We start from the raw sequence: 22,791 nt of genomic DNA, 5'->3' as shown, positions 1-22,791 counted from the left end.
GTTTCGCAAGCCTGAACATCAGCCGTTGGTAGAAAGAGCGTCGAGCATCGCTGCACCGTAGCGCTCAAGCTTGACCGCGCCGACGCCCTGGACCGTCCCCAGCTCATGAAGGTCGCGCGGCTTCCGCGCGGCGATCTCGCGCAGGGTCGAATCGTGGAAGATGACGTAGGGCGGCACCCCGGACTCGGCGGCGAGCTTGCGGCGCGCTTCACGCAGCGCATCGAATAAGGGATCGGCCGGCCCATCAAAGCGCTTGCGGCTGGTTCGCTTCCGCGGCGGCGGGACGGCGATGGTGATCTGCCGCTCACCCTTCAGGATCGGCTTTGCTCCGGGCCCGAAGCTCAGGCCGCCGTAAGCGTCCGCGCGGAGCGCATCGCGCGCAATCAAGGCGCGGGCGACGGAGCGGACGAGCGCGATCTCTTCGGCATTGGCGATGCCGAATACCGACAGCCGGTCGTGGCCGAAGCTGCGTACCTTTTCGCTGTCGTTGCCCGCGAGCACGTCGGCGAGGTGCCCGACGCCAAATCGCATCTCGGTACGGAAAGCGGCTGACAGCAGCTTGCGTGCAACCTCGGTCGCGTCGATCGTCGCTGGCGGATCCAGGCAATTGTCGCAATTGCCGCAAGCCTCGGGCGGATCCTCGCCGAAATGACTGAGCAGGATGGCGCGCCGGCAACCCGAGGCTTCGACGAACGCGGCGAGGGCGTTCAACCGCTCGCGCTCGCCTGATCGGCGATCAGGTTCGACTTCCGTCTCGACGCGCTGGCGGGCTCGCGCAAAGTCTTCCGCGCCCCAGAACAGCCAAGCCTCGGCTGGGTCTCCATCGCGGCCGGCGCGGCCGGTCTCCTGGTAATAAGCCTCAATCGACTTGGGGATGCCGGCGTGGGCGACGAAGCGAACGTCGGGCTTGTCGATGCCCATGCCGAATGCGACCGTCGCCGCCATCACCATGTCTTCTGACTCGACGAAAGCGGCCTGGTTGCGAGAGCGCACCTGCGGGTCGAGTCCGGCATGGTAAGGCAGGGCGGGGCGACCGGTGCCGGACATTTGCTCGGCGATTCGCTCAGCCTTGTCGCGGCTCGGGGCGTAGACGATGCCTGCGCCCGGCTGCTGCGCGAGGAGCGACTTCAATTGCTGCGGCAGTCCGTCTCGAGGCCGCACGTTGTAGCGAATGTTCGGCCGGTCGAAGCCAGCGATGATCAGCCCGTCATCGGGGATGCCAAGCTGGGTCAGAATGTCAGAACGTGTGCGCCGGTCCGCCGTCGCGGTCAGCGCAAGCCGTGGGACGTCCGGATTGTCGTCGAGCAGGCCCTTCAGCTGGCGATAGTCCGGCCGGAAATCGTGCCCCCACTCGCTAACGCAATGCGCTTCGTCGATGGCGATCAGCGACACGTTCGTGCGGCTGATCAGCCGCCGGAAGCCGTCGCCCGTCGCGCGCTCGGGCGCCGCGTAGAGCAGGTCGAGCTCGCCGGCTTTCAGCCGCTCCACGGTTCGCTCGCGATCCGCATCTGCAGACGTTAGCGAGGCCGCTCGAAGTCCGATGGCATTCGCGCTCCGAATCTGGTCGTGCATCAGCGCGATTAGAGGCGAGATAACCAACGCGGTGCCCTCGTGTGCCACCGCCGGAAGCTGGTAGCAGAGTGATTTGCCCGCACCGGTCGGCATCACCGCAAGCGTGTGCTGCCCGCCAAGCACGCGCATGACCACGTCTTCCTGCACGCCGCGGAAGTGGTCGAAACCGAAGACTTGTTTCAGGATGTCGTGGGGGGTGGTCATCAACGCTACTGCGCCGGCGAGTAGCGCGCCCGGTTCCCACGGGCTAGCCTCGCCGCATGGACTTTGTGCGCATCTCTCGCCGGTCATTGCTGGGTGCAGGCGCCGTCGCGCTCGCGCTGCCATCGATCGGAGCACCGCCGAACTCGGACAACTGGCCTGCGCTCGCCAAGGATGTTCGTAACGAGATGCTCTCGGCCTGGCGCAACTATCGCGAGCGCGCCTGGGGCAAGGACCAGATCAAGCCGATCAGCGGCGGCTTCGAAAGCTTCTCGCTGAAGAATCAACACCTCGGCTTGTCGCTGATCGAGGCGCTCGACACCTTGTGGATCATGGGGTTCGACGATGAGTTCCGCGACGGCGTCGATTGGGTGAAAACAAACCTCAGCTTCGACGTCGATGGCGAAGTATCGGTTTTCGAGACCTCGATCCGGCTGGTCGGAGGATTGCTCTCGGCCTTTCACGCTTGCGGCGACCCTGCGCTGCTCGCCAAGGCGCGCGATCTTGCCGACCGCCTGTTGCCGAGCTTCAACGCTTCGCCGATCGGCATCCCGCACCGCTACATCAACCTGCGCACTGGCGCGCTGCGCGGACAAGAAACCAATCCGGCGGAGGCCGGCACGTTCATTCCGGAGTTCGGCTTTCTCAGCCAGGCGACCAGTGACGATCGCTACCGCGCCGCGGCCAAGCGCGCGCTGATTTCGATGTTCGAGCGGCGGTCCAAGATTGGGCTTCTCGCAGACAAGATCGATTGCATGACCGGCGAGTGGAAAAGCCGACGCGCGACGATCGGCCCTCCGTCGGACAGCTACTACGAATATCTGTGGGATGGCTGGGACCTGCTCGGCGACCGTGAATGTCTGGCGATGTACCGCACCTGCACCGCAGCGATCCTCAAACATCAGCCGATACGACACGGGCCCGATTTGTGGTTTGCCAACGTCGACTTCGAAACCGGCAAGCCGCTCGATAATGAGCAGGACGAGCTTGGCTCATTCTATGGCGGCCTGCTCGCGCAGGGCGGCAACAAAGAAATCGGCCGCGCCCATACGCGGACCTGGGCGAGGGTGCAGACGCGCTACGGCGTGCTTCCCGAGAGCATCGAGTCGACCAACCTCGCCGCACTCAGCACGACCAACGACCTGCGGCCGGAACTCGCCGATGCGGCCTTCAACCACTGGCTGATCGACCGTCGCGAGGAATGGCGCCACCTCGTGCGCGATCACTATTTGGAGATGAAGCGTTGGAACAAGGCGCGCTACGGTTACGCCGATCTCGCCGACGTGGCCGCAAATCCGAAGGTCCAGAGCGACCACAACCCCGGCTACTGGTGGTCGGAGCAGATGAAATATTACTATCTCATCTTCGCCGACACGCCGCGCGTCGATTACCGCCGGCTGTACCTCAGCACTGAAGGAAATGTGCTGCGGGGACTGCGCCGCCGAACTTGATCACTCCGCCGCTTCGGCGATTTCCTCCGCCAGCCGCTCCGCCTGCTGACGCTGCCACAGGTCCGCGTAGAGCCCGCCCTTGTCGAGCAGTTCCTCGTGCGTCCCGCGCTCCGCGACGCGTCCTTCGTCGAGCACCACGATCTGGTCGGCATTGACGATGGTCGACAGGCGGTGGGCGATCATGATCGTCGTGCGGCTTCGCGCGACGCGGTCGAGGGTTTCCTGGATCGCCTGCTCGGTCCGGCTGTCGAGGGCGCTCGTTGCCTCGTCGAGCACGAGGATCGGCGGGTTCTTGAGCAACGTGCGTGCAATCGCCACGCGCTGCTTCTCGCCGCCCGACAGTTTCAATCCGCGCTCGCCAACCATCGAATCATATTTGTCCGGAAGCACGGAGATGAAGTGGTCGATGGCCGCCCCGCGCGCGGCCTGCTCTACCTCGGCGTGAGTGGACTGATCGCGCCCGTAGCCGATGTTGTAGCCGATCGTGTCGTTGAACAGGACGGTGTCCTGCGGGACGATGCCGATCGCCCCGCGCAGCGTCCGTTGCTGCACTTGAGAGATATCCTGCCCATCGATGGTGATGCGGCCGGATGACGGGTCGTAAAAACGGTAAAGCAGCCGCGCGATGGTCGACTTACCCGCGCCTGACGGTCCAACGATGGCGCAGCTCGTGCCAGGCGCGATGTCGAGATCGAGACCTTTCAGGATCTGCCGGCCGTCCTCGTAACCGAACTGAACATTCTCGAACTGTACCGCGCCCTTGGCGACGTCGAGCGCCGGCGCGTCCGGACGGTCGACGACCTCCGCGGGCGTGTCGAGCAGGTCCCACATCGCTTCCATGTCGATCAGGCCCTGGCGGATTGAGCGATAGACCCAGCCCAGCATGTCGAGCGGGCGGAAAAGTTGCATCAGCAGCGAATTGACAAGCACCACGTCGCCCGGCGTGAATCGCCCGCGACTCCAGCCCCAGACCGTGAAGATCATGGCGCCGGCCATCATCAGGTTGGTGATCAACGCCTGACCGATATTCAGCCACGCCAGGCTGACTTCATTGCGTACGGCGGCGCGCGTGAAGGAGCCGATCGCCTCGTCGTAGCGCTTCGCCTCGCGCTCCTCGGCGCCGAAATATTTGACCGTTTCGTAATTGAGCAGGCTGTCGACCGCGCGGCCGATCGCTTTGTTGTCGACGTCATTCATGTCGCGCTGGATCTGCGCGCGCCAATCGGTGACCTTGCGGGTGAACGTTATGTAAATCGCGACCATCGCCAGTGTTGCCGCGACAAGGCCTGCGCCGAACTTCACGAAAAAGATGACGCAGATGGCGGTGAGCTCGATGGCGGTCGGTCCAATGTTGAAGAGGATGAAATAGAGCATCATGTCGATGCTTTTCGTCCCGCGCTCGACGATCTTGGTCAGCGATCCGGTCCGCCGCTCCAGATGGAAGCGAAGCGACAGATCGTGGACGTGACGAAAGACGGTTCCCGCCAGCCGCCGCGCGGCATCTTGCCCGACTTTCTCGAAGATCGCGTTGCGCAGATTGTCAGAGAGGACGCCCGCGAAGCGCGCCGTCGCGTAGCCCGCCACGAGACCGGCAACGATGGCAAACGCGGCCTTCTGGCCCGACATGCCGTCGATGACGGCCTTGTATGCGAACGGCATCAGCAGCGTCGCCGCCTTGCCCGCCAGTACCAGGATCACCGCGAAGACGACCCGCGCCTTAAGCTCAACCTGGCCCCGCGGCCACAGCATCGGAAGGAAGCGCCACAGCGCCGCGAACCCCCCGTTCGGTTTCGCCTGAGCCTTGTCTGCCTGTGTCGCCATGGCTGCTAGGTAGGAATGCGTATCGCTTCCGGCAAACGGATGATGAACAAGTCGCGGAACCGAACGAAAATCGAGCGGTTAAAACAGCATCTTAGGGGATGCGTTCATGGGACCGGGTTATTTCGTCATTGCGATCCTGGGCTGCGCCGACGGCGGCAGCGGATGCACGCAAGTCGCCACGCTTCAGACCCGCTACGAAAGCCAGGCGCAGTGTTCGGCCGCGACTTCCGCAGCGCTCGAGGCGAACAGCAATTTCGATTTTCCGACACTTGTCGCGCGCTGCCGCGCCGGGTCTGCGGACAACCGCGCTGAAGTGACACACGACGATTTGCCGCCCGCCAGCGCTCGCCGCGGCTAATTTCAACACGAAGTTTCTGGGAATTCGTCGACCGCGAAAGCCTGTGCCGCGTCCTCAAACAATGGAGAATCCTATGACGCGCAAAGAAAATTTGCCGAAGTCCAAGCCGGACAGGAAGCCAATCAAGCCGGGCCACGAAACCCCGCCGACCGCCGAAGAGTTTGAACGGGAAGGAATGGGTGTCGCGCCCAAAGAATAGCCCGAGGAGTAAGCGTCATGTCCGATGTCATGGAACCGATGATTCATGAGGATCGTCTGCCCGGGCACGAAAGCCGGCTAGAGCCGAAACCGGACTGGGAGCCTCGTTATCGGGGTTCGGGACGTCTCGAGGGCAAGGTTGCCCTAATTACGGGCGCGGACAGCGGCATCGGCCGCGCCGTCGCGGCACTCTTCGCGCGCGAGGGCGCGGACATCGCAATCCTTTATCTCTGCGAACATGACGACGCGGCCAAAACCAAAGAAATCGTCGAAGGCGAAGGTCGCCGGGCCATCACGATCGCCGGCGACCTCGGCGACAAGCAATTTTGCGAACGAGCGGTGCAGCAGACCGTCGAGCAGCTCGGCCGTCTCGACGTGCTCGTCAATAATGCGGGCGAGCAGCACTACGATGAAGACCTGCGCAAGATCAGCGAAGAGCAGCTGAAGCGCACGTTCCAGACGAACATCTTCAGCATGTTTTTCCTGACGCAGGCCGCGCTGCCGCACCTCAAGGAAGGGGCGGCGATTATCAACTGCACCTCGGAAACGACGTACAAGGGCTCGCCGGGGCTGCTAGACTACAGTTCGACGAAGGGCGCGATCCTCGGGTTCACCCGCTCGCTCGCCAAAAATCTGATCGAGAAAGGCATCCGCGTGAACGGCGTCGCGCCGGGCCCGATCTGGACGCCCCTCAATCCCTCCGGCGGACAGCCGCCGGAGAGGATCCCCGAGTTCGGCAAGGACACGCCGATGGGCCGCCCCGGCCAGCCGAACGAGGTTGCCCCGAGCTTCCTTTTCCTCGCCTGCGAAGATTCGAGCTACATGGCCGGGCAGGTGCTGCACCCCGACGGCGGGAACACGACAGCGAGCTGAGGTTGACCGTCAGACCAAGCGCCGCCTAGCTCCGAGGCGATGCAGCCGCGTCTTGCAGAAGCAGTTACGGCCTTCCAGCAGGGCCGCCTCGACCGGGCGCGCGAGCTTGCGAATCTCGAGCTGAAGCAAAATCCGGATTCAGCGAAGACGCATCATCTTCTTGGGCTTATCGAATGCCGGGCGGGGCGCTTGACCGAAGGCGCTGAGTGGCTTCGCCGAGCGGTGGATGCTGAGCCTGCCAACGTTGCGTTCCGGGTCATGCTCGTCCGCGCGCTGATCGACAGCGGGAAAGTGGATCAAGCCCTGAGCGTCGCTGCACCGCCGAGCGGCATCGACCAATCGACATTGCCACTTTGGCACGCACGGGCAGAAGCTGCCGACAGCGCGGGAAGGCGGGAAGTCGCCGCCTCGGCCTGGAGATGTGTGTGCGCGTTGCAACCTTCCGACTGGCGGGTCTGGATCAATCTTGGCCGTGATCTGCTTGCGCTCAACCGTCTAGATGAGGCCGAGGAGGCCTACAGCCGCGCGGTCTCGCTTGCTCCGCGCAACCCAGACGTAATCCGGCAACTCGGTCTCGTTTTCGAACGAGCGAACAAGAACGCCCAACTCGGCGAATTGCTGGACAACGCGATTGCGTCGGGCGTCCCTCGCGAACGGCTAGCGGATATCCTGGCCGTCCGTGAGCTACGGAGCGGCAGGCGTTCGGAAGCGGGCAAGCTTCTGAGCGCCGCCGATCCGAAAGAAGATCCTGTGCGGTGGCATCGCTTGGCTGCGCGTATCGCCGATGATCAAGGCGATGCAACGCAGGCTTTCGCCGCTGCCTCCGCCATGAACCAGGCCTTGGCTCATCGCGATTCATGGGTTGCGAGGGCGGCGGAATACCGATCGAACCTTTCTCGCAGTACGCAGTCGATCACGCCGCAGTGGGCAGAAACGTTGCCGCAATTTCCGTCAGAAACGCGGCCGCTGGCCTTTATCGTCGGCTTCCCCCGGTCGGGAACGACATTGCTCGACACGTTTTTGATGGGTCATCCCGACATCGTCGTGCTCGAGGAAAAGGGTCTCATCGCCGCCGCCGCCGATGAGGTGGGTCCGCCGGAGTCTCTCGATAGTGCCGATCCAAACGCTTTGCGGCATGCGCGTGAAAACTATCTGGCCCGGCTCGACGATTTGACAGGCCGAGCCAGTTGCCTCGTGATCGACAAGGCGCCGCTCAATATGCTCCACGCCCCAGTGATCCATCTATTCTTTGGTGGCGCGCCCATCATGTTCGTGCGGCGCCATCCCTGCGATACGGTGCTCAGCTGCTTCATGCAGAGTTTCACGCCAAATCTCTCGACGGCAAACTTCCTCGACGTTCGCGATGCTGCCGATTTCTATGACCTGACCATGCGTTTTTGGGAGGCATGCCGCAGCGTGCTGCCGCTCAATGTCCACACAATCAGCTACGAAGAGCTCGTCGCCGATCCCGAACGCCAGCTACGCGCAGCAGTCGACTTCCTGAACCTCCCGTGGGACGACAGATTACTTGATCATCGCCAAACCGCGGCGGACCGCGGCCCCGTTGCGAACACAAGCTATGAGCAGATCGTACAACCGCTAAATGCGTCTGCAGTCGGGCGCTGGCGCCGTTACGAGACCCAGCTTGAGCCCGTCTTGCCGCTATTGCTGGAGTGGGCGTCGCGGCTCGGTTACCCAACTTGAGTTGACGCATGTCTGAGCTTCTCCTTACGGCACGTGCGTGCAAAAGGATCAGCAGCTTTCCGAAGCAATTTCCGCGTTCCAGCGCGGTGACCTTGGCGAGGCGCGCGAACTGGCGAAGCGGCAGCTCGAGAAGGCCGGAGCGTCAGCGCAAGCCCAACATCTGCTCGGCCTGATCGATTGCCGTTCGGGCCATCTTCAAAGCGGCATTGAGTGGCTTCGTCGAGCGAGTGAGGGGCAGCCGGAGAATGTCGCGTATCGCGTCATGCTCGTCCGCGCGCTTACGGACGATGGCCGAGGCGACGAGGCGCTGGAGGCGGCTCTGACCCCGGCGGGAACGACGCCGGCCGAACTCGCGCTTTGGCACGCGAGAGCCGAAGCCGCCGATGCTGCGAAAAGGCCCGAGATTTCGGCGGAATCCTGGCTCGCATTGTGCGCGGCGAAGCAAGGTGACTGGCGCGCCTGGGCGAATCTCGGCGACGCGCTGGCTCGGCTTGAACGTTGGCCGGAAGCCGTGCAGGCCCTGCGCAACGGTTTGAGCCTGAATCGAAGTGAGCGAACGTTGCAGCGCAAATATGCGACGGCGCTCGCGCATGCGGGGCGGCACGAGGAGGCTGCCGATGAATTTCGTCGGCTGGTTGATACCGGTCCCGAAGACATCGAAATCCGTCTCACTCTCGCGCGGCTGCTGGCCGACCTCGGTCACAATGAGGACGCGATGGCGCAGCTCGACATGGCGGCACGCATTGCCGTTGGCGACGAAGGTGCGGGCGAGCGCGACACGAATTTGATTCAGATCGCGTTGCCCACTCACGAGCTCGGTGCACCGATCGGCGAGGCGGAAGTCCAAGCGGTCCGTGAGCTCGCTCTCCTGCTCGAGCGGACGAACCGGATGGAGGCCTTGCGCAATCTTCTCGACGACGTGGAGAAGTTGGACCTTCCGCGCGAACGCCTTGGATACCCGGCCGCCGCGATCTCCCTTCGCGATGGCAATGCGGCCGAAGCGAAGCGTATGCTAGAGCTCGAGAGTTCAGACTCCGATCCAGTGCGCTGGAATCGCCTGATGGCGAAGATCCATGATTCGCTGGGCGATTACGCTGCCGCCTTCGCCTCGGCTGACCTGATGAATCGCTCGGTTCTGGACTTCGACGGATGGCGGGCGCGCGGCCTCGACTATCGCACGCGACTGCGCGGGCTGGAGCAGAGCATGACGCCGGAGTGGGCGGCCGAACTGCATCCGCTGTCCCCCAGTGAGCGCCGATCCCCAGCCTTTCTCGTCGGCTTTCCGCGTTCGGGGACGACATTGCTCGACACCTTCCTTATGGGCCACCCCGACACCGAGGTCCTGGAGGAGTTCCATATGCTCGGTGCGGCGGAGACGGTGCTCGGCCACGTCGCCGAGTTGCCGTCGCGTTCAGCCGCGCAGCTCGAAGAGGCGCGCCGAGCCTACTTCGCGGAACTCGATCGCCATGCCGACCCGAACTTCCCCGGCCTCATCGTCGACAAGCTGCCGCTCAACATGCTCGGCCTTCCAGTCATCTACAGCTTGTTTCCCGACGCTCGCCTGATCTTCGCGCAGCGGCATCCTTGCGACGCGGTGCTGAGCGGGTTCATGCAGAGCTTCACGCTCAACGATGCCATGGCCTGCTTCCTCGACATCGCCGACGCGGCCGACCTCTATGACGTGGCGATGGGGGTTTTCACGAGGACGCGCGAGGCTCTGCCGTTGGCGACGCACACGTTGGTATACGAGAAGCTTGTCGCCGATCCCGAAACCACAATGAAGCCGCTGATCGAATTCCTCGGTCTCGATTGGCGTCCCGAGCTTCTCGACCACCGCTCGACCGCCAAGTCCCGCGGCGCGATCATCACGCCGAGCTACGATCAGGTGATCCAGCCGCTCAGCAAGGCGCCGAGCGGGCGCTGGCGCCGTTACGAGGAGCAGCTTGCACCGGCACTTCCGCAACTGCTGCCCTGGGCGGAGCGTCTCGGTTACTGATTTGTCCGTTTCCGGACAGTAAATGCGGACAATTGGGATCTCAGTTGGTAATTCTTCCCAATCGGCGGTGCCGTTTGCCGGTCCATTCCGCCACTTCGTCGCCACTCTCACTGAAAAATAACGACTTTTCTGAATTGGCACGCCCCATGCATTGATGATGGCACGGACCCGATGGTCGGGTTCGAAGAAATGAAAAGGGGTTTTCAAATGTTCCAGTTCGCCAACGTCCGTGAAACCGCCACCGTTTTTGCAGGCGCTTTCATCTCCGCGCTTCTGCTGGTTTCGGCCGCCACCTCGCTGCCGATCGCTTGAAGCTAGTTCGTACCAAAGGATATCAAGATGAATGGACGTTTCGTCATCAATCGGGCCGAGGCCAAGGTAATGGGCGTGGCTGCGGGGATCGCCGACTACAGCGGCGTTGATCCGACGATCGTGCGGGTGAGCCTCATTGCGCTGACCCTGCTGACCGGCCCGATCATGATCCTCTTCTATGTACTGACGGGGCTGCTGGCGCCGCGCCAATAGGCGCCAGCCGCTCTTTTCCGCCGCCCGGCCGCGGGCCATGATGGCCGTGTGACCGATCCTTACAATCTTCAGCGCTTCATCGACGCCCAGGAAGGCATTTTCGCTACCGCGCTTGCAGAGCTGAAGGCCGGTTCGAAGCGAAGCCACTGGATGTGGTTCGTCTTCCCCCAAATCGCCGGCCTGGGAATGAGTCCAACCTCCCGCCTCTATGCCATCGCCTCGCTCGACGAAGCGCAAGCGTACCTCAATCATCCGCGCCTGGGCGCTCGCCTGATCGAGTGCGTCGAAGCCGTCCTACCATGGGCGGCCAGCCGGAACGCGGAAGAGATCTTCGGCCATATCGACGCCGCGAAGTTTCGCTCCAGCCTTACTCTATTCGAGCAGACCGGCGAAGGCGGACAGTTCGCCGCCGCGCTCGACCTTTTCTTCGATGGCAAGCGCGACAACCGCACCCTCGCGCTTTTGAATGCCGCGCGGTAAGAACGCGACATAGGAGAATCATCCATGCGCAAGCTTCTGCTCGGCCTTGCCGCTGCGAGCATCGCCGTCAGCCCCGCCAGCGCCGCGCTCAAGACTGGCGCTATGGCCCCGGACTTCACCACTACCGGCGCTGTCGGCGGCAAGGAGTTCAAGCTCCACCTCGCCGAGCAGCTGAAAAAGGGGCCGGTCGTGCTGTACTTCTTCCCCAAGGCGTTCACGAGCGGCTGTACGGCGGAAGCGCACGCGTTCAGCGAGGCGATCGGCGACTTCAAGAAAGCGCATGCGCAGGTGATCGGCATGTCCGCCGATAATATCGCGACGCTCAAAGACTTCTCGGTCAAGGAATGCCGCAGCGCCTTCCCGGTCGCGACCGCGACGCCGGAAACGCAGAAGGCCTATGACGTCGCGTGGGCTGCACATCCGGGGATCACCACGCGCACGTCCTACGTCATAGACCGCAAGGGGAAAGTCGTGATGGTCCATGACGACCTCGACTTCAGCAAGCATGTCGCCAAGACCCTCGCCGCGGTCAAAGCACTGAAATAGCCGCATGCGGGGGGCCGTTTTCGCGGGCATCCTTGCGCTGGCCGGCGGCGCGTCTGCGCAAGTCGCCTCGTTTGATTTCGATCCCAGGCCGCGCTGGGCGGAGGACCCGGAGACCGACATCGTCTGCGAGGCGGTGCGCGCCGAATGTCCCGGCAAATTGAAGGACGGAAGCATCGACGCCGAATGGGGCTATGCGGAAATCTATGACGCCGACGGCATGCTGGTCGGAGTGCACTCGATCCAGTCCACCGGCTGCAAGCCGCTCGACGATCATCTGCTGCTCAGCCACCAGGATTTCGTGAAAGCCTTCAGCAAGCCCGGGCAGCCGGATCTCGACGCGATCACCGCCATCGTGAGGCCGGGAACGCCGAAGGATGCGGTCCGACTGGTCAAGCGCGGGTCCACGCAGGTCTCGTTCGGCTGCTGAGTTAATCTTCCTGACATCAGACGGACAGGCGCCCGCGCTTAGCGTCCCGCCCCGCACCTATTCCAAAAGGGGAAAGCTGATGAAAATGACGACGAGCCTGGCGATTGCCGCCGGCCTTCTGGCACTGACCGCGTGCAACAAGAAAAGCCCTGTCGACAATCAGGCGAGCCAGGTCGAAGCCAATGCCGACAATGCCGCCGATAATGTGACTGCCGCGGCCAACAATGAGGCCGCGAATATCGTGAACAGCGCCGACAACAAGGCCGACGCCCTCAAGGCGGCTGCCAAGAACGAAGCATCGGCGCTCAAGAACGCAGGCGAAAGCAAGGCCGACGCGATCAAGAACACGGCCGACAACAAGGCCTCCGCCACGGAGAACAAGAGCAAGTAATCCCGCGGGAGCGTGGAACGGGCGCCTGGCCACGGGCGCCCGTTTTCTTATGCGGGGTTGGCCTCGACATAGACGAAGGCCGTCCGCCCGCTTTGAAGGGTCAATTCGACGCGGCGATAATCGTCCGTCTCATATGCGTCGGTCGCGGCGAGCTCGGACGGCATCAGCATAAGCACCATACCGTCGATCAAATCCGTCGCGTTGCCAGTGAAGCGCGCGATCTGGTGCGCCGACTTCCCGCTGAGTGCGACGACGTTCGGGTCGGTTATCGTGATGCGGGCTAGCAAGTAGCCCGCGAGCCGGTCCGGCTCCCCCCGGAGCAGTCGGCCGTAGTTTGCAATCTGCACTTCGGGCTGCTGCAAGGTGCCGTAGGAGAATAAGGCAATATTTGCTTCCTCTGCCGTCACGGTTCTCACTTTTCAAACGAAAACAGAAGCTTAGCGGTTCTCAACGGTTCGTCGGCATAATCACTCATACAACCGATAACGATGCGCCCGCGAAGGCAGGCGCGCAGTTGTTAGCCATTATGATTAGTCGTTACGCACGCATGGGCGCTACCACCGCGATCGCGGTCCTGGCGCTTTCGAACAGTCCGCTCTTCGCGCAGGATAACGGCACCGCCGCCCCTGCGCCCGTCGCCAGTGAACCGGCCCCCACGCCGGTAACTGTAGCGCCGGAACCGACGCCCGAAGTGGCTCCGGTGACGACGGACTCCACCACCACTTCAACCCCTGTGGAAAGCACAAAAACCACGGCCGCTCCGGCTACAAAGAAATCAACCACGAAGGCGAAAACGGTCGCTAAAGCTGCAACCGCTCCGAAGGCTACGCACGCGGCAACGACGGCAGCACCCGCTGCTGCGGCACAGGCCGTGGCATCCGCGTCGTCCGCGCCGGTCGCGGCCAAGCCTACCCCGGCGGTCGACGTGAATGCGGCTCCGGCCCAGCCTGCGCCGCAGGCGACGGCTGAGGCCAAGCCTGCCGGCAAGGTCGACGATGCGGCCATGATGGTCGGCGGCGGTGCCCTTGCGCTGCTTGCGCTTGGCGGCGGTGCGTTCGCTCTTGCTCGCCGTAAGGACGAGGATGAAGAAAATCTCGACGAGGAAATCGTCCACGATGAGCCCGTCGCGGTCGAACCGACGGCGCCGATGCCGCGCCACGACCCGGTCGTGATGGAGCAGCCGGCTGTCACTGCACCGGCAGCTTCGGCATTCGCCTGGGACGCCACGACGCCCCGCGTCGAAGAGAAGCGCGATGGTGAAACTTGGCACGAACGCGCGATGCGCGGCCCGACGCCGGACAATCCCTCGGCTTCGCTGCGCAAGCGCCTGAAGCGTGCCGCCTTCTTCGACAAGCGTGAGCGTGAAGTCGCCGCGGGCACCGCCAAGCCGGTCGATACCGATGCGGGCCTGCCCGAGAATATGGACACGCGCGAGCTCGAGCTCGCGTAACGGCCCTTCAAGCCCGAAAGGAAAAACCGCCGTCCGGGCAACCGGGCGGCGGTTTTGGCTGCCCGCTCAAAGAGTCTGCCGATTTAACCTTTTCTAAGAACCATAGGCGCAGAAGCTTCTCGAAGACTCAAGCGAAAGGCGGAAAAGATGGGGGCGCCCAGTCCAGGCATGCAGGCAGGCGATCAGCCAGCTGCCGAGACGCTGTTGACTTCATTCCGGTCGATTGACGCCTCCGAACGGCGCCGCCACGAGACCGTTCTGGATTATTGGCTGTCGATTCGCGGCGACCGCGAATTCCCACCACTACACGACCTCGATCCGCTCGAAATTTCGGAAGCCGGCCCCTCTTCGCTCCTGCTGGAGCTGATCGGCGGCGGCGAAGACGCCGAGGTTCGACACTGCGGCGAGCAGCTGAAGGGACAGGTCGATTCCGACCGCGTGGCCGAAGGCTCGCGCCCGTCGATCCTGTCGAGCATCGCCAAGAAGCTCTCGATTGTCGCCATCTCGCGCAATTTCCTCTCCTACGAGGACGAATTTACCGTCGGCGATGTGTCGACCCGTTGCTGGGTGACGCTCCTCCCGCTGAGCGCGTCGGGCGTGTGGGTCGATTACGTATATGCTCTCGTGACGTTCGAAACCGGTCCCGCCAAGAGCGCGCAGCCGGCGAAGAAGCCCGCCGCGAAGACCGATGAAGAGCCGCAGGCGGCGGTCGAGGCCGAAGTCGCGGACGAGGTCGAAGCTGCCGTCGTCGAAGACACGCACGAGGCTGAAGAGGCACCTGTTTCGGTCGAGGAAGAACTCGTCGAGGCGGAGATGGCCGAGGCTGAGCCCGAGCCGGAAGCCGAAGTGGTTGAAGAACCCGTCGAGGAAGCTGCGGTCGAGGTCGAGCCCGCGATTGTCGACGAGGTCGTAGCCGACGAGCCGGAAGTCGCGCAAGAATTCGCCGCCGAGCCGGAAGCGGCCGAGGAGTTCTCGGTCGAATCCGAAACCCTCGCCGAACTTGCCGACGAGCCCGAAGCCTCCCTCGAGGAGCAATATGAAGAGGTAGAGGAGGCGCCGAGCGGACGACCTGGCTTCTCAAAGATTCTGGACAGCCTCGCCAATCTCGGCGGGTTCTACGGAACGCAGATCCCGAAGATCGAGCCGAAGCTTCCGCCGGCCGAAGCCACTGAGGAACCGGTCGAGCAGCCAGAGTCCGAGGTTCTGGATCAAATGACTCTCGATCAGCCGGTCGAAGAGGCCGTGCTCGAGGAGCAAGCGCACGAAGTCGAACTCGAACCGGCCATCGAGCAAGTGGCTGCCGTCGACGACGAAGCGCCTGCCGCGCCGCAACCAGTCAAATCAGAACTCGCCACGGAGGGTACCTTGCAGAGCAAACTTACCGACGTCCGCGCCAAGGCTGACGAAGCGGAGGCTGCAAAGCGCCGCGCCACCACTGCGCTCTGGGAGGGGCTCAGTGCCGCCTACGACTTCGCGCTCGATGCCGAGGACAGCCCCGAGGAATATCTCAAGCTGGTCGAGGCGAAGGGTCTCAAGATCCAGCTTCGCCAGCCGATGAAGCCGGTCGCACGCCTTGCCTTCGACGGCACCTGCGACGACGCCACGCTGGCCCAGCTCGAAGCCGTGCTCGCATGGGCATTCAAGGAAGATCTGGCGCGCGGCGCGCTCCTCGGGAAGATCGAGGAAGCCGGCGGAATCGGAGAAATCCTAAACCCGCAAGCCAAAGCCGCTTAATCAAGGCGACCATCACGGAGCAAGGCGTGCCTCAAGCGAGGCGGCGCCGGCTCAGCTGCGGGATTTTGTAAGCCGGAAGCCTTCGAGAACGGCGTCCACGGCGGCTTCGCGCGACATTTCCGCGAGGATGTGGATGTCCTGGTCGCCGGCCTGCCTCGCAAGCCAGTGCGACCGCGCGGCGATTCCGCGCAAATCCTTGATCGCCTTTTCAGTCAGCTGCTGATTGTTGCTCAGCAATCGATCGAGCACACCCTGGGCGAGCGGCTTTTCGAACTCGAGGCCGACGAATTCCTGGCAGTGCCAGACGACACGGCAATATTGCGCCTCGAGACCGGCAATGTTGAGCCACACGCAGCTGTCGTCGCTGACCGGCGTCGTGCATTCGACGCGGCAGCCATGGGTGGAGATGTCCATCAGGCGCGCCTGCACCTTGCTACGGCTGCCTTCGCGCAACGTCGCGGAAAGGTTGAGCGCGGCGCGATTCGCGCGCCGGCGCTCGGGCTGGCCATCGGTCGTCGATTTCACGGAATCAGCCATGCTGAGTCACTCCCGCGACCCTTTTCACCTCGGATAGTGAATAAATGGTTCTCGAACGGCTGTTATGAGACAGCGACGAGACGCCGCCGCTTCGATCAGAAACGGCGGCTCGCGACGATGGTTAGCGGACCTGGACGCGGACGGTCGGACGGCTCCAACCGCGTGCCAGCGGCGCATATTTGATCCGGATCGCGGTCACGTCGCGCCGGTTACCGGCGAGGTCGATGTTGCGCGTGCAGGTTCCAGCGCGGATCATGTGGCGCACGGCGACGTCCTGCCTTCCGCCGTTGCGGTAGCGGACATCGAGATCGCGCATCTCGATCGGACCGTTGAACACGCATAGGCGCATTTGCCGGTAGCGCGCGGTGCCCGGAAGCCGGATGGTGTCGGTGTCACGACCGTTGACAATCGTAAAGGCGACCGTTCGCCAATTGCCATGCCAATGCTGAGCATTCGCCGGTGCTGCGGCGGCGACAGTCGCGGCTGCCGTTGCGGCGGCGAGGATGAGGGTGCGTTTCATCGAATTTCTCCTTCACTGAAGAGATCCCGAAACTAAACGCCGCGCCGTGTGGGCGTCCTGAACGCGCCGTTTCGCCCCAGTTCACTTGTCTCACCTTCACTTGCGATAACGATGGGCTTGCCAAGGATCGAGCTCGCCTTTCAAATCGGCGAGTTCAATCGGGTCGTCGTGGTTCGGATCAAGCAAGTGACGTCAAGACGTCGCCCGAGATGCCGAGTGGCATCAGTTCCTAGCGCTGGCAGACTTCCATCTGGTTCGATGAAATGCGCATGAACATGTCGACCGGCGCGGTGTTAACGGCGACTCCGTCGCTGGCGCACTGCCGCAGCTGGAAGCGGACCTTGCGAGCCCGGAAGTCGAGGGAGACGCGGCGGAAGGTTGCGAGAAGGTCGGTACCGATAAGCAGCGCAGGCTGGTCGGCGAGGCCGAACAATTTGAACGGCGGCACGTCGGCGAAGGCGATCGGAACATCCTTCAAGGTCACCGGACCAAGCTGCAGTTCGTCGATTCGCGCAATCTGCATCGGGACATGCACACCAGTGACGCCGATCGCCTCAACCGTGTAGAATTTGCCCTTGCCCTTGCGGATGAGCTTGTCGCGCAAGGCGGTATTGCCAATCGAGATTTCGGAGCCGGTATCAATGACCGCGTCGAGCCGGAAGTGGGCCGCCTGCACTTGCGTCAGGATAAGCTGACCGCGCTTCTTGTAAGCCGTGATGACGATTTCGCCCGGCTCGTATTTGACCGGGATCCGCGCATCCTCGACCTTGATTAAGCGCTTTTCGAAATCCATCATGAGGCGCTGGTGGACGAGGGCGTCGATGCCGACGAGGCCGTCCCCGCCAAGGTCCGTTTCCCGCAAGGCTGGTACTTCAAGGTTGTCGACGGTGCTCGGCCCCATCGACAATTGTGCGATCTTCACCCGGTCGACGATGTCGCGCGAGGTCATGCCATTGAGGATGGCGGGCGTGCCCAGGGGCAGTTCCAGGTCGTGAGCGACGCGCAGGCCAACGGCGGACGTGTCGGCGCCGCTGTCGACCACGAAGCGGTAGGGGCCGCGTCCGTTCACCCGCACCTCGACATCCAGCCGGGTGTCGATCTGGCGCGCCTTCACATCGTTGCCGCCGATCGCGAGCTTGTTGTCGAAGACGGCCGGCGGAAGGGGCAGGATCTCCGGCTTGGTGTCGGGCGCCGGCTGCGGCTTCCTGATTCGCGGTGGCTCGCCGGCTGACGCGTCGCCATGCGCCGGGCCTGACAGCATCAGTCCAAGCGCAAGCAACATGGCACGGCTACGCGAAGGCATAAGGGCCCTCCACAGATTGGAGTCCTATACTCCTATCCGCCGTCATACCCTATGCCAGCACATCTCGACGGACGGGATGTTTTCGACTGGCGAAGCGGCGGGCGCGCTTTGATCGAACAGGCATTGCCACGACGGCGATTGGCGGAGAAACTGGGGCTGCTAGGAGATTGATGATGGCCAAGGGACAAGTCAGGTCGAACAAGGAAGCGCGAAAGCCGAAAAAGGAAAAGACAAAGAGCATCGCGGCCAATCCGTCGCAGAAGGGCGGCCAGCGCGGACTGGAGAATCTGAAAAACAGCTAGGCGTGACCGACGACCGCGCGACGGGGGTCAGGATATTCGTCGACGCCAACGCTTGCCCGGTGAAGGAGGAGATATATCGCGTCGCGCTCCGGCGCGACGTACCGGTGCGCGTCGTAAGCAATGCCCGCATTCGCGTGCCGGAGCACCCGCTGATCGAACGCGTGCTGGTATCCGACGCCTTCGATGCCGCCGACGACTGGATTGCCGAAAGGGCCGATGCGCAGAAGATCGTCGTGACCGGCGACATCCTGCTTGCCGATCGCTGCCTGAAGGCCGGGGCGACGGTGCTCGGCCACAATGGCAAGCCGTTCACCGCGGCGAGCATTGGCGGCGCGCTCGCGACACGGGCTATCATGGCGGACCTGCGCGCCGGTGGAGACATCGTCGGCGGTCCTGCACCCTTCGCCAAGGCCGACCGCTCGCGCTTCCTCCAGGCGCTGGACGAAGCGGTGACGCGGCTCGCACGGAAGGGAACGTAACGCGCCCGCCGGACGTTCATGACGCAACCGAAATTTCTTCAGGACGCTCCATGCAGACTCCGCACATCATCGAACGCGCCTTTCAGCTTGCGCGCGAATCCAACAATCTCGAGGACATCCGCAAGGCGCTGCGCCAAGAAGGCTATTCCAATGTCGACGCCCACCTCGGCGGCGCATCGATCAAGGCGCAGCTGAAGAAGCAGTTCGTCGGCTAATCGCTCCGGCGGCCGGTCAGTTCTCCGAATAGATCAGGCGATCGCGCCCTTCTGTGACTTGAAGGGCAGTCGCTAGCGTCCGTCTTCCACCGACATTGACAGTGGTGTTTCAGCTCAGGCCTCGTCGGGCCGCACCGGCGTTAACGCACTTTCGCCGACAACCGTAGTCCATTCACGAACGTGCCAGCTCGCCACAAGCCCGCCCGTTACGTAGGGGTCGGCGGGGGCGAAGTCTTCGGCGACCGACTTGTCCTCGCGCGCGAACATCAGGAGGGCGCAGTCGACCGGGTCGGCGAGGGCTCCGGCGACGATGATCTCGCCCCGTTGTTGGGCGGCCCAAGCGTGCTTCAGGTGCGCGCCGCGGAACTGCGGGCGGCGTTCAAAGACGTCGGGGACGTAGTCGTAGAAGAGGAGAAAATGCTTCATGGGCTTACTCCACTGCCCGGATCAGAAATTGGGCTATCGGCCTGGGAGCAGGTCGCTCATGCCGCCTCGCCAGCGCGCAGATATGCGAACATGTGCGGGACATAATCGGCCTTGCCGATCTCAACGCCCTCTTTGCGGAGGATCGCGTAGGCGGCCATCACGTGAAAATAGAACTGGCCGAGCGCCCAGTCGCGGGCAAATTGGTCGCGCGTAAGGTCAAAGGTCAGGCCCATCGGCAGATCGAGCGTCATCGGATCGCTGCCCCCGGCGCGATCGAGCGCGCCGTCACCGAGGCTGTCGAGAAAGGCGAGCGCTTGGTCGAGACGCGCCCGCGCCTGGGCAAGCGTTCCCGGATGCTCGCCACCCTCGCGGCCTTCCTCAAGCAACTCCTGAATCTCAGGGCGGTCGGGCTCATCGCGCAGGCGTCGCGGGGCTTCAAAAGCCTGAACGATCGCGAAGCGGATCTGCGTCGCGAGCGGATACATGTCCGGAGCAAGGCGAGCGGAGAGCAAGGCCTCGGCCCGTTCCTCGCCCAACTGCGCCTCAGCCCTGTCGAGCAGGCCCCTGAGGGTCTGCAGCATGTTCCGGTAGGTGGGGACGAGCAGCGCGGTGAGGTTCATCAATCGTGTTCGCGGCCGTTCGTGCCGATGTAAAGTTCCATCCCGCCTTCACGGTAACGCTGGGACATCTCGGCCATGCCCGCGTCCGCATCGGCTGAGACCGCCTTTTCGTGCTGCAGCCGCGCGAACTCCCGCACCTCCTGCGTGATCTTCATCGAGCAGAACTTCGGGCCGCACATGCTGCAGAAGTGGGCGGTCTTGGCACCTTCAGCGGGCAGGGTCTGGTCGTGATATTGCTCGGCGGTTTCCGGGTCGAGGCTGAGGTTGAATTGGTCGCGCCAGCGGAACTCGAAACGGGCGCGGCTCAGCGCGTCGTCGTGGAGGCGGGCGGCGGGGTGGCCCTTGGCGAGGTCGGCCGCGTGGGCCGCCAGCTTGTAGGTGACGACGCCGACCTTCACGTCATCGCGGTCTGGGAGGCCCAGATGCTCCTTGGGCGTGACGTAGCAAAGCATCGCCGTGCCGAACCAGCCGATCATCGCCGCGCCGATCGCGGAGGTGATGTGGTCGTAGCCGGGGGCGACGTCGGTGGTCAGCGGCCCCAATGTGTAGAAGGGCGCCTCGCCGCAGCTTTCCAGCTGCTTGTCCATATTCTCCTTGATCTTGTGCATCGGCACGTGGCCGGGGCCCTCGATCATCACCTGGCAGTCGTGATCCCACGCCTTCTTGGTCAGCTCGCCCAATGTGTAGAGCTCCGCGAACTGGGCTTCGTCATTGGCATCAGCAGTGCTGCCGGGGCGCAGGCCGTCGCCGAGTGAGAAGGCGATGTCGTAGGCCTTCATGATCTCGCAGATCTCGTCGAAGCGCTCGTAGAGGAAACTTTCGCGGTGGTGGGCGAGGCACCATTTGGCCATGATCGAACCACCGCGGCTGACGATGCCGGTGACGCGCTTGGCGGTCAGGGGCACGTAGGGCAGGCGGACGCCGGCGTGGATGGTGAAATAGTCGACGCCCTGCTCAGCCTGCTCGATGAGCGTGTCGCGATAGACTTCCCACGTCAGGTCCTCGGCGATGCCGCCGACCTTTTCCAGCGCCTGGTAGATGGGGACGGTGCCGATCGGCACGGGCGAGTTGCGGATGATCCATTCGCGCGTGTCGTGGATGTTGCGGCCGGTCGACAGGTCCATGACCGTGTCGGCGCCCCAGCGGATCGCCCACACCATCTTGTCGACCTCGGCCGCGACGTCGGAGGCGACGGCGCTGTTGCCGATATTGGCGTTGATTTTGACCAGGAAATTGCGGCCGATCGCCATCGGCTCGGATTCCGGATGGTTGATGTTGTTGGGGATGATGGCGCGGCCGCGGGCGATCTCGTCGCGGACGAACTCCGGGGTGACCAAGTCGGGGATGGCGGCGCCGAAGCTCTGGCCGTCGCGCTTCTCGGCCAGCGCCTGTTCGCGGCCGAGGTTCTCGCGGATGGCGACATATTCCATCTCGGGCGTGATGATGCCGCGCCGGGCGTAGTGCATCTGGGTGACGTTGGCGCCGGGGCAGGCGCGGAGGACGCGCTTGCGGACGTTGGGGAAGGGCTGGACGCCGCCGCTGCGATCGGGGCCGAGCTGGCCGTTATCCTCAGGCCGGACCTCGCGCTGCTGCACTTCCTCGACGTCGCCGCGGGCGCGGATCCATTGCGCGCGAAGCTCGGGCAGGCCGGTCATGATGTCGATGCGGGTGGCGGGGTCGGTGAAGGGGCCGCTAGTGTCGTAGAGGACGACGGGCGCCTCGCCCGATGAGGGCTCGAGATCAACAGCGCGCATGGCGACGCCGAGCGGGCCGACGTGGATCTTGCGGCTGCCGCGGATCGGGCCGGTGGTGACTTTCAATTCGGTGCGTGCCGGGACGTCGGCCATTTGAGATTCTCCTTCTCCCTACGCCGGTGTCAGCCGGATCAGGTTCGATGGGTCCCGGCGATACGCCGATCTCAGCCGCGTGCGGCTCCCCAGGGAAGAGGTGTCCTTAGGACTGCGGGGCGGCGGGCGCCAGCCGGTTACTTGATGATTCCAGCGACGCGCATTTCGGCGGAGGTGACGACGCCGTCCTTGTCGGTGTCCATCCGCTTGAACTTGCCGCCCTCTTTCGTGCGATTACTTGCGCTGGGCCGCTGCGGCGCGCTGCGCTTCCTCCATGGTCACCACGCCATCCTTGTTAGCATCGGCGCGGTCGAACGCGGCAACGCGCGGCGCGCGGAATTCAGCGGCGCTGATCTTGCCGTCCTTGTTGGTGTCGAGCTTCTGAAGCACCTGCTGCGGAGTCTCGTTGATCTTGATGGCCGGAACGCTGGCCGAAAATTCCTGCAGGCTGAGTTGCCCATCCTTGTTCGTGTCCAGCTGCGTGAAGGCGGCCTTGATGCGCGCCGCCAGCTGGGCGCGGACCTGCTCCAGTTCCTTGCTCTGCTCGGCCTGGATCTCGGCGGCATTCAGCGAGCCGTCCTTGTTCGTGTCGTCGGCAGCGAAAGCCGCGTCCGCCCTAGCGATCAGGTCAGCCTTCTTGATTGTCTGCGGCGCGGCACCCTGCGCCTGGGCGGCCGCTGGCGCTGCCGGAACGGCAAAGGCTGCCGCTGCGAAGATGTAGCTCTTGAGCACCGTGGTTCTCCCCAAAATCCTGATCTTTGTTGCTAGGTACAGCCCGCTGACCCTCAAGTGAATAGAAGCCGCCGCTTTTCTTG

Annotated in this window: 26 protein-coding genes and 1 riboswitch; of the genes, 16 read left to right on the top strand and 10 right to left on the bottom strand. The window is 63.6% G+C overall.

Annotated elements, in window-relative coordinates; genetic code table 11:
* Nucleotides 1-18: 18 nt before the first annotated feature.
* Nucleotides 19-1,776: a DNA helicase RecQ gene (gene recQ / locus ABD704_RS08705; protein WP_344699290.1), complete on the bottom strand. Its 1,758-nt coding sequence runs from the start codon at nt 1,774-1,776 to the stop codon at nt 19-21.
* A 56-nt stretch (nt 1,777-1,832) separates the two neighbouring features.
* Here recQ and ABD704_RS08700 point away from each other — a divergent pair, with 56 nt between their 5' ends.
* The gene (locus ABD704_RS08700) at nt 1,833-3,224 is read left to right on the top strand and encodes a glycoside hydrolase family 47 protein (protein WP_344699289.1); all 1,392 of its coding nucleotides are present in this window, start codon (nt 1,833-1,835) and stop codon (nt 3,222-3,224) included.
* Here the strand turns inward: ABD704_RS08700 and ABD704_RS08695 are convergent, their stop codons facing one another.
* The gene (locus ABD704_RS08695) at nt 3,225-5,045 is read right to left on the bottom strand and encodes an ABCB family ABC transporter ATP-binding protein/permease (protein WP_344699288.1); all 1,821 of its coding nucleotides are present in this window, start codon (nt 5,043-5,045) and stop codon (nt 3,225-3,227) included. It lies immediately after the preceding gene.
* 106 nt (nt 5,046-5,151) lie between these two features.
* On the opposite strand from ABD704_RS08695, the gene ABD704_RS08690 reads away from it, so the two are divergent.
* The 10 genes from ABD704_RS08690 (at nt 5,152) to ABD704_RS08645 (ending at nt 12,543) form a co-directional block, all read left to right on the top strand.
* On the top strand, nt 5,152-5,403 hold the full coding sequence (locus ABD704_RS08690) for a hypothetical protein (RefSeq protein WP_344699287.1): 252 nt from the start codon (nt 5,152-5,154) through the stop codon (nt 5,401-5,403).
* Between the two features lie 73 nt (nt 5,404-5,476).
* Nucleotides 5,477-5,602 (top strand): hypothetical protein, encoded by a 126-nt coding sequence (locus ABD704_RS08685; protein WP_344699286.1) that lies wholly within the window; start codon nt 5,477-5,479, stop codon nt 5,600-5,602.
* Nucleotides 5,603-5,619: 17 nt separating this feature from the next.
* Nucleotides 5,620-6,474, top strand: a complete 855-nt coding sequence (locus ABD704_RS08680; RefSeq protein ID WP_344699285.1) for an SDR family oxidoreductase — start codon at nt 5,620-5,622, stop codon at nt 6,472-6,474.
* Between the two features lie 39 nt (nt 6,475-6,513).
* Nucleotides 6,514-8,178 carry a tetratricopeptide repeat-containing sulfotransferase family protein gene (locus ABD704_RS08675; RefSeq protein WP_344699284.1) on the top strand — a complete coding sequence of 555 codons (1,665 nt, stop codon included), beginning with the start codon at nt 6,514-6,516 and terminating at the stop codon, nt 8,176-8,178.
* Between the two features lie 37 nt (nt 8,179-8,215).
* Nucleotides 8,216-10,174 (top strand): tetratricopeptide repeat-containing sulfotransferase family protein, encoded by a 1,959-nt coding sequence (locus ABD704_RS08670; RefSeq protein ID WP_344699283.1) that lies wholly within the window; start codon nt 8,216-8,218, stop codon nt 10,172-10,174.
* A gap of 339 nt (nt 10,175-10,513) precedes the next feature.
* Complete coding sequence (locus ABD704_RS08665; protein ID WP_344699282.1) at nt 10,514-10,699, top strand: PspC domain-containing protein; 186 nt, start codon at nt 10,514-10,516, stop codon at nt 10,697-10,699.
* Nucleotides 10,700-10,747: 48 nt separating this feature from the next.
* Complete coding sequence (locus ABD704_RS08660; protein WP_344699281.1) at nt 10,748-11,179, top strand: DUF1810 domain-containing protein; 432 nt, start codon at nt 10,748-10,750, stop codon at nt 11,177-11,179.
* Nucleotides 11,180-11,203: 24 nt separating this feature from the next.
* Nucleotides 11,204-11,725 (top strand): peroxiredoxin, encoded by a 522-nt coding sequence (locus ABD704_RS08655; protein ID WP_344699280.1) that lies wholly within the window; start codon nt 11,204-11,206, stop codon nt 11,723-11,725.
* Between the two features lie 4 nt (nt 11,726-11,729).
* Nucleotides 11,730-12,152, top strand: a complete 423-nt coding sequence (locus ABD704_RS08650; RefSeq protein WP_344699279.1) for a hypothetical protein — start codon at nt 11,730-11,732, stop codon at nt 12,150-12,152.
* A gap of 79 nt (nt 12,153-12,231) precedes the next feature.
* Nucleotides 12,232-12,543, top strand: coding sequence for a hypothetical protein (locus ABD704_RS08645; protein WP_344699278.1), 312 nt, complete (start codon nt 12,232-12,234; stop codon nt 12,541-12,543).
* Between the two features lie 47 nt (nt 12,544-12,590).
* Here ABD704_RS08645 and ABD704_RS08640 read toward each other — a convergent pair whose 3' ends face one another.
* Nucleotides 12,591-12,959: a gamma-glutamylcyclotransferase family protein gene (locus ABD704_RS08640; protein WP_344699277.1), complete on the bottom strand. Its 369-nt coding sequence runs from the start codon at nt 12,957-12,959 to the stop codon at nt 12,591-12,593.
* 110 nt (nt 12,960-13,069) lie between these two features.
* Here ABD704_RS08640 and ABD704_RS08635 point away from each other — a divergent pair, with 110 nt between their 5' ends.
* Nucleotides 13,070-13,993, top strand: coding sequence for a hypothetical protein (locus ABD704_RS08635; protein WP_344699276.1), 924 nt, complete (start codon nt 13,070-13,072; stop codon nt 13,991-13,993).
* 147 nt (nt 13,994-14,140) lie between these two features.
* Complete coding sequence (locus ABD704_RS08630; protein ID WP_344699275.1) at nt 14,141-15,727, top strand: PAS domain-containing protein; 1,587 nt, start codon at nt 14,141-14,143, stop codon at nt 15,725-15,727.
* Nucleotides 15,728-15,778: 51 nt separating this feature from the next.
* Here ABD704_RS08630 and ABD704_RS08625 read toward each other — a convergent pair whose 3' ends face one another.
* The 3 genes from ABD704_RS08625 to ABD704_RS08615 all read right to left on the bottom strand — a co-directional run bounded on the left by ABD704_RS08625 (nt 15,779) and on the right by ABD704_RS08615 (nt 18,087).
* Nucleotides 15,779-16,264, bottom strand: coding sequence for a PilZ domain-containing protein (locus ABD704_RS08625; protein ID WP_344699274.1), 486 nt, complete (start codon nt 16,262-16,264; stop codon nt 15,779-15,781).
* Between the two features lie 121 nt (nt 16,265-16,385).
* Nucleotides 16,386-16,784, bottom strand: a complete 399-nt coding sequence (locus tag ABD704_RS08620; RefSeq protein ID WP_344699273.1) for a hypothetical protein — start codon at nt 16,782-16,784, stop codon at nt 16,386-16,388.
* Between the two features lie 229 nt (nt 16,785-17,013).
* Entirely contained in the window at nt 17,014-18,087 is a 1,074-nt protein-coding gene (locus ABD704_RS08615) for a retroviral-like aspartic protease family protein (RefSeq protein WP_344699272.1), read from the bottom strand.
* Nucleotides 18,088-18,260: 173 nt separating this feature from the next.
* On the opposite strand from ABD704_RS08615, the gene ABD704_RS08610 reads away from it, so the two are divergent.
* Genes ABD704_RS08610 through ABD704_RS08600 form a run of 3 tightly spaced genes read left to right on the top strand, consistent with a single transcriptional unit; the run spans nt 18,261 to nt 19,083 of the window.
* The gene (locus ABD704_RS08610; protein WP_344699271.1) at nt 18,261-18,389 is read left to right on the top strand and encodes a hypothetical protein; all 129 of its coding nucleotides are present in this window, start codon (nt 18,261-18,263) and stop codon (nt 18,387-18,389) included.
* A 2-nt stretch (nt 18,390-18,391) separates the two neighbouring features.
* Complete coding sequence (locus tag ABD704_RS08605; protein ID WP_344699270.1) at nt 18,392-18,868, top strand: YaiI/YqxD family protein; 477 nt, start codon at nt 18,392-18,394, stop codon at nt 18,866-18,868.
* A 50-nt stretch (nt 18,869-18,918) separates the two neighbouring features.
* The gene (locus ABD704_RS08600) at nt 18,919-19,083 is read left to right on the top strand and encodes a hypothetical protein (RefSeq protein ID WP_344699269.1); all 165 of its coding nucleotides are present in this window, start codon (nt 18,919-18,921) and stop codon (nt 19,081-19,083) included.
* 114 nt (nt 19,084-19,197) lie between these two features.
* Here the strand turns inward: ABD704_RS08600 and ABD704_RS08595 are convergent, their stop codons facing one another.
* From ABD704_RS08595 to ABD704_RS08580, 4 genes are all read right to left on the bottom strand, one after another.
* Nucleotides 19,198-19,509 (bottom strand): YciI-like protein, encoded by a 312-nt coding sequence (locus ABD704_RS08595; RefSeq protein WP_344699268.1) that lies wholly within the window; start codon nt 19,507-19,509, stop codon nt 19,198-19,200.
* Nucleotides 19,510-19,565: 56 nt separating this feature from the next.
* Nucleotides 19,566-20,129, bottom strand: a complete 564-nt coding sequence (locus ABD704_RS08590; protein ID WP_344699267.1) for a DUF1993 family protein — start codon at nt 20,127-20,129, stop codon at nt 19,566-19,568.
* Entirely contained in the window at nt 20,129-21,976 is a 1,848-nt protein-coding gene (gene thiC / locus ABD704_RS08585; RefSeq protein WP_344699266.1) for a phosphomethylpyrimidine synthase ThiC, read from the bottom strand. The genes ABD704_RS08590 and thiC overlap by 1 nt, the downstream gene beginning before the upstream one ends.
* Nucleotides 21,975-22,078: riboswitch (TPP riboswitch) on the bottom strand. (Overlaps the previous gene by 2 nt.)
* Before the next feature lie 132 nt (nt 22,079-22,210).
* The gene (locus tag ABD704_RS08580; RefSeq protein ID WP_344699265.1) at nt 22,211-22,708 is read right to left on the bottom strand and encodes an EF-hand domain-containing protein; all 498 of its coding nucleotides are present in this window, start codon (nt 22,706-22,708) and stop codon (nt 22,211-22,213) included.
* Nucleotides 22,709-22,791: the final 83 nt, after the last annotated feature.

The organism is Sphingomonas limnosediminicola (genome assembly GCF_039537965.1).
GTDB classification, from domain to species: Bacteria; Pseudomonadota; Alphaproteobacteria; order Sphingomonadales; family Sphingomonadaceae; genus Sphingomicrobium; species Sphingomicrobium limnosediminicola.
The sequence above is the reverse complement of the archived record's forward strand: the minus strand, read 5'-3'. Positions and strand labels throughout refer to the sequence as shown.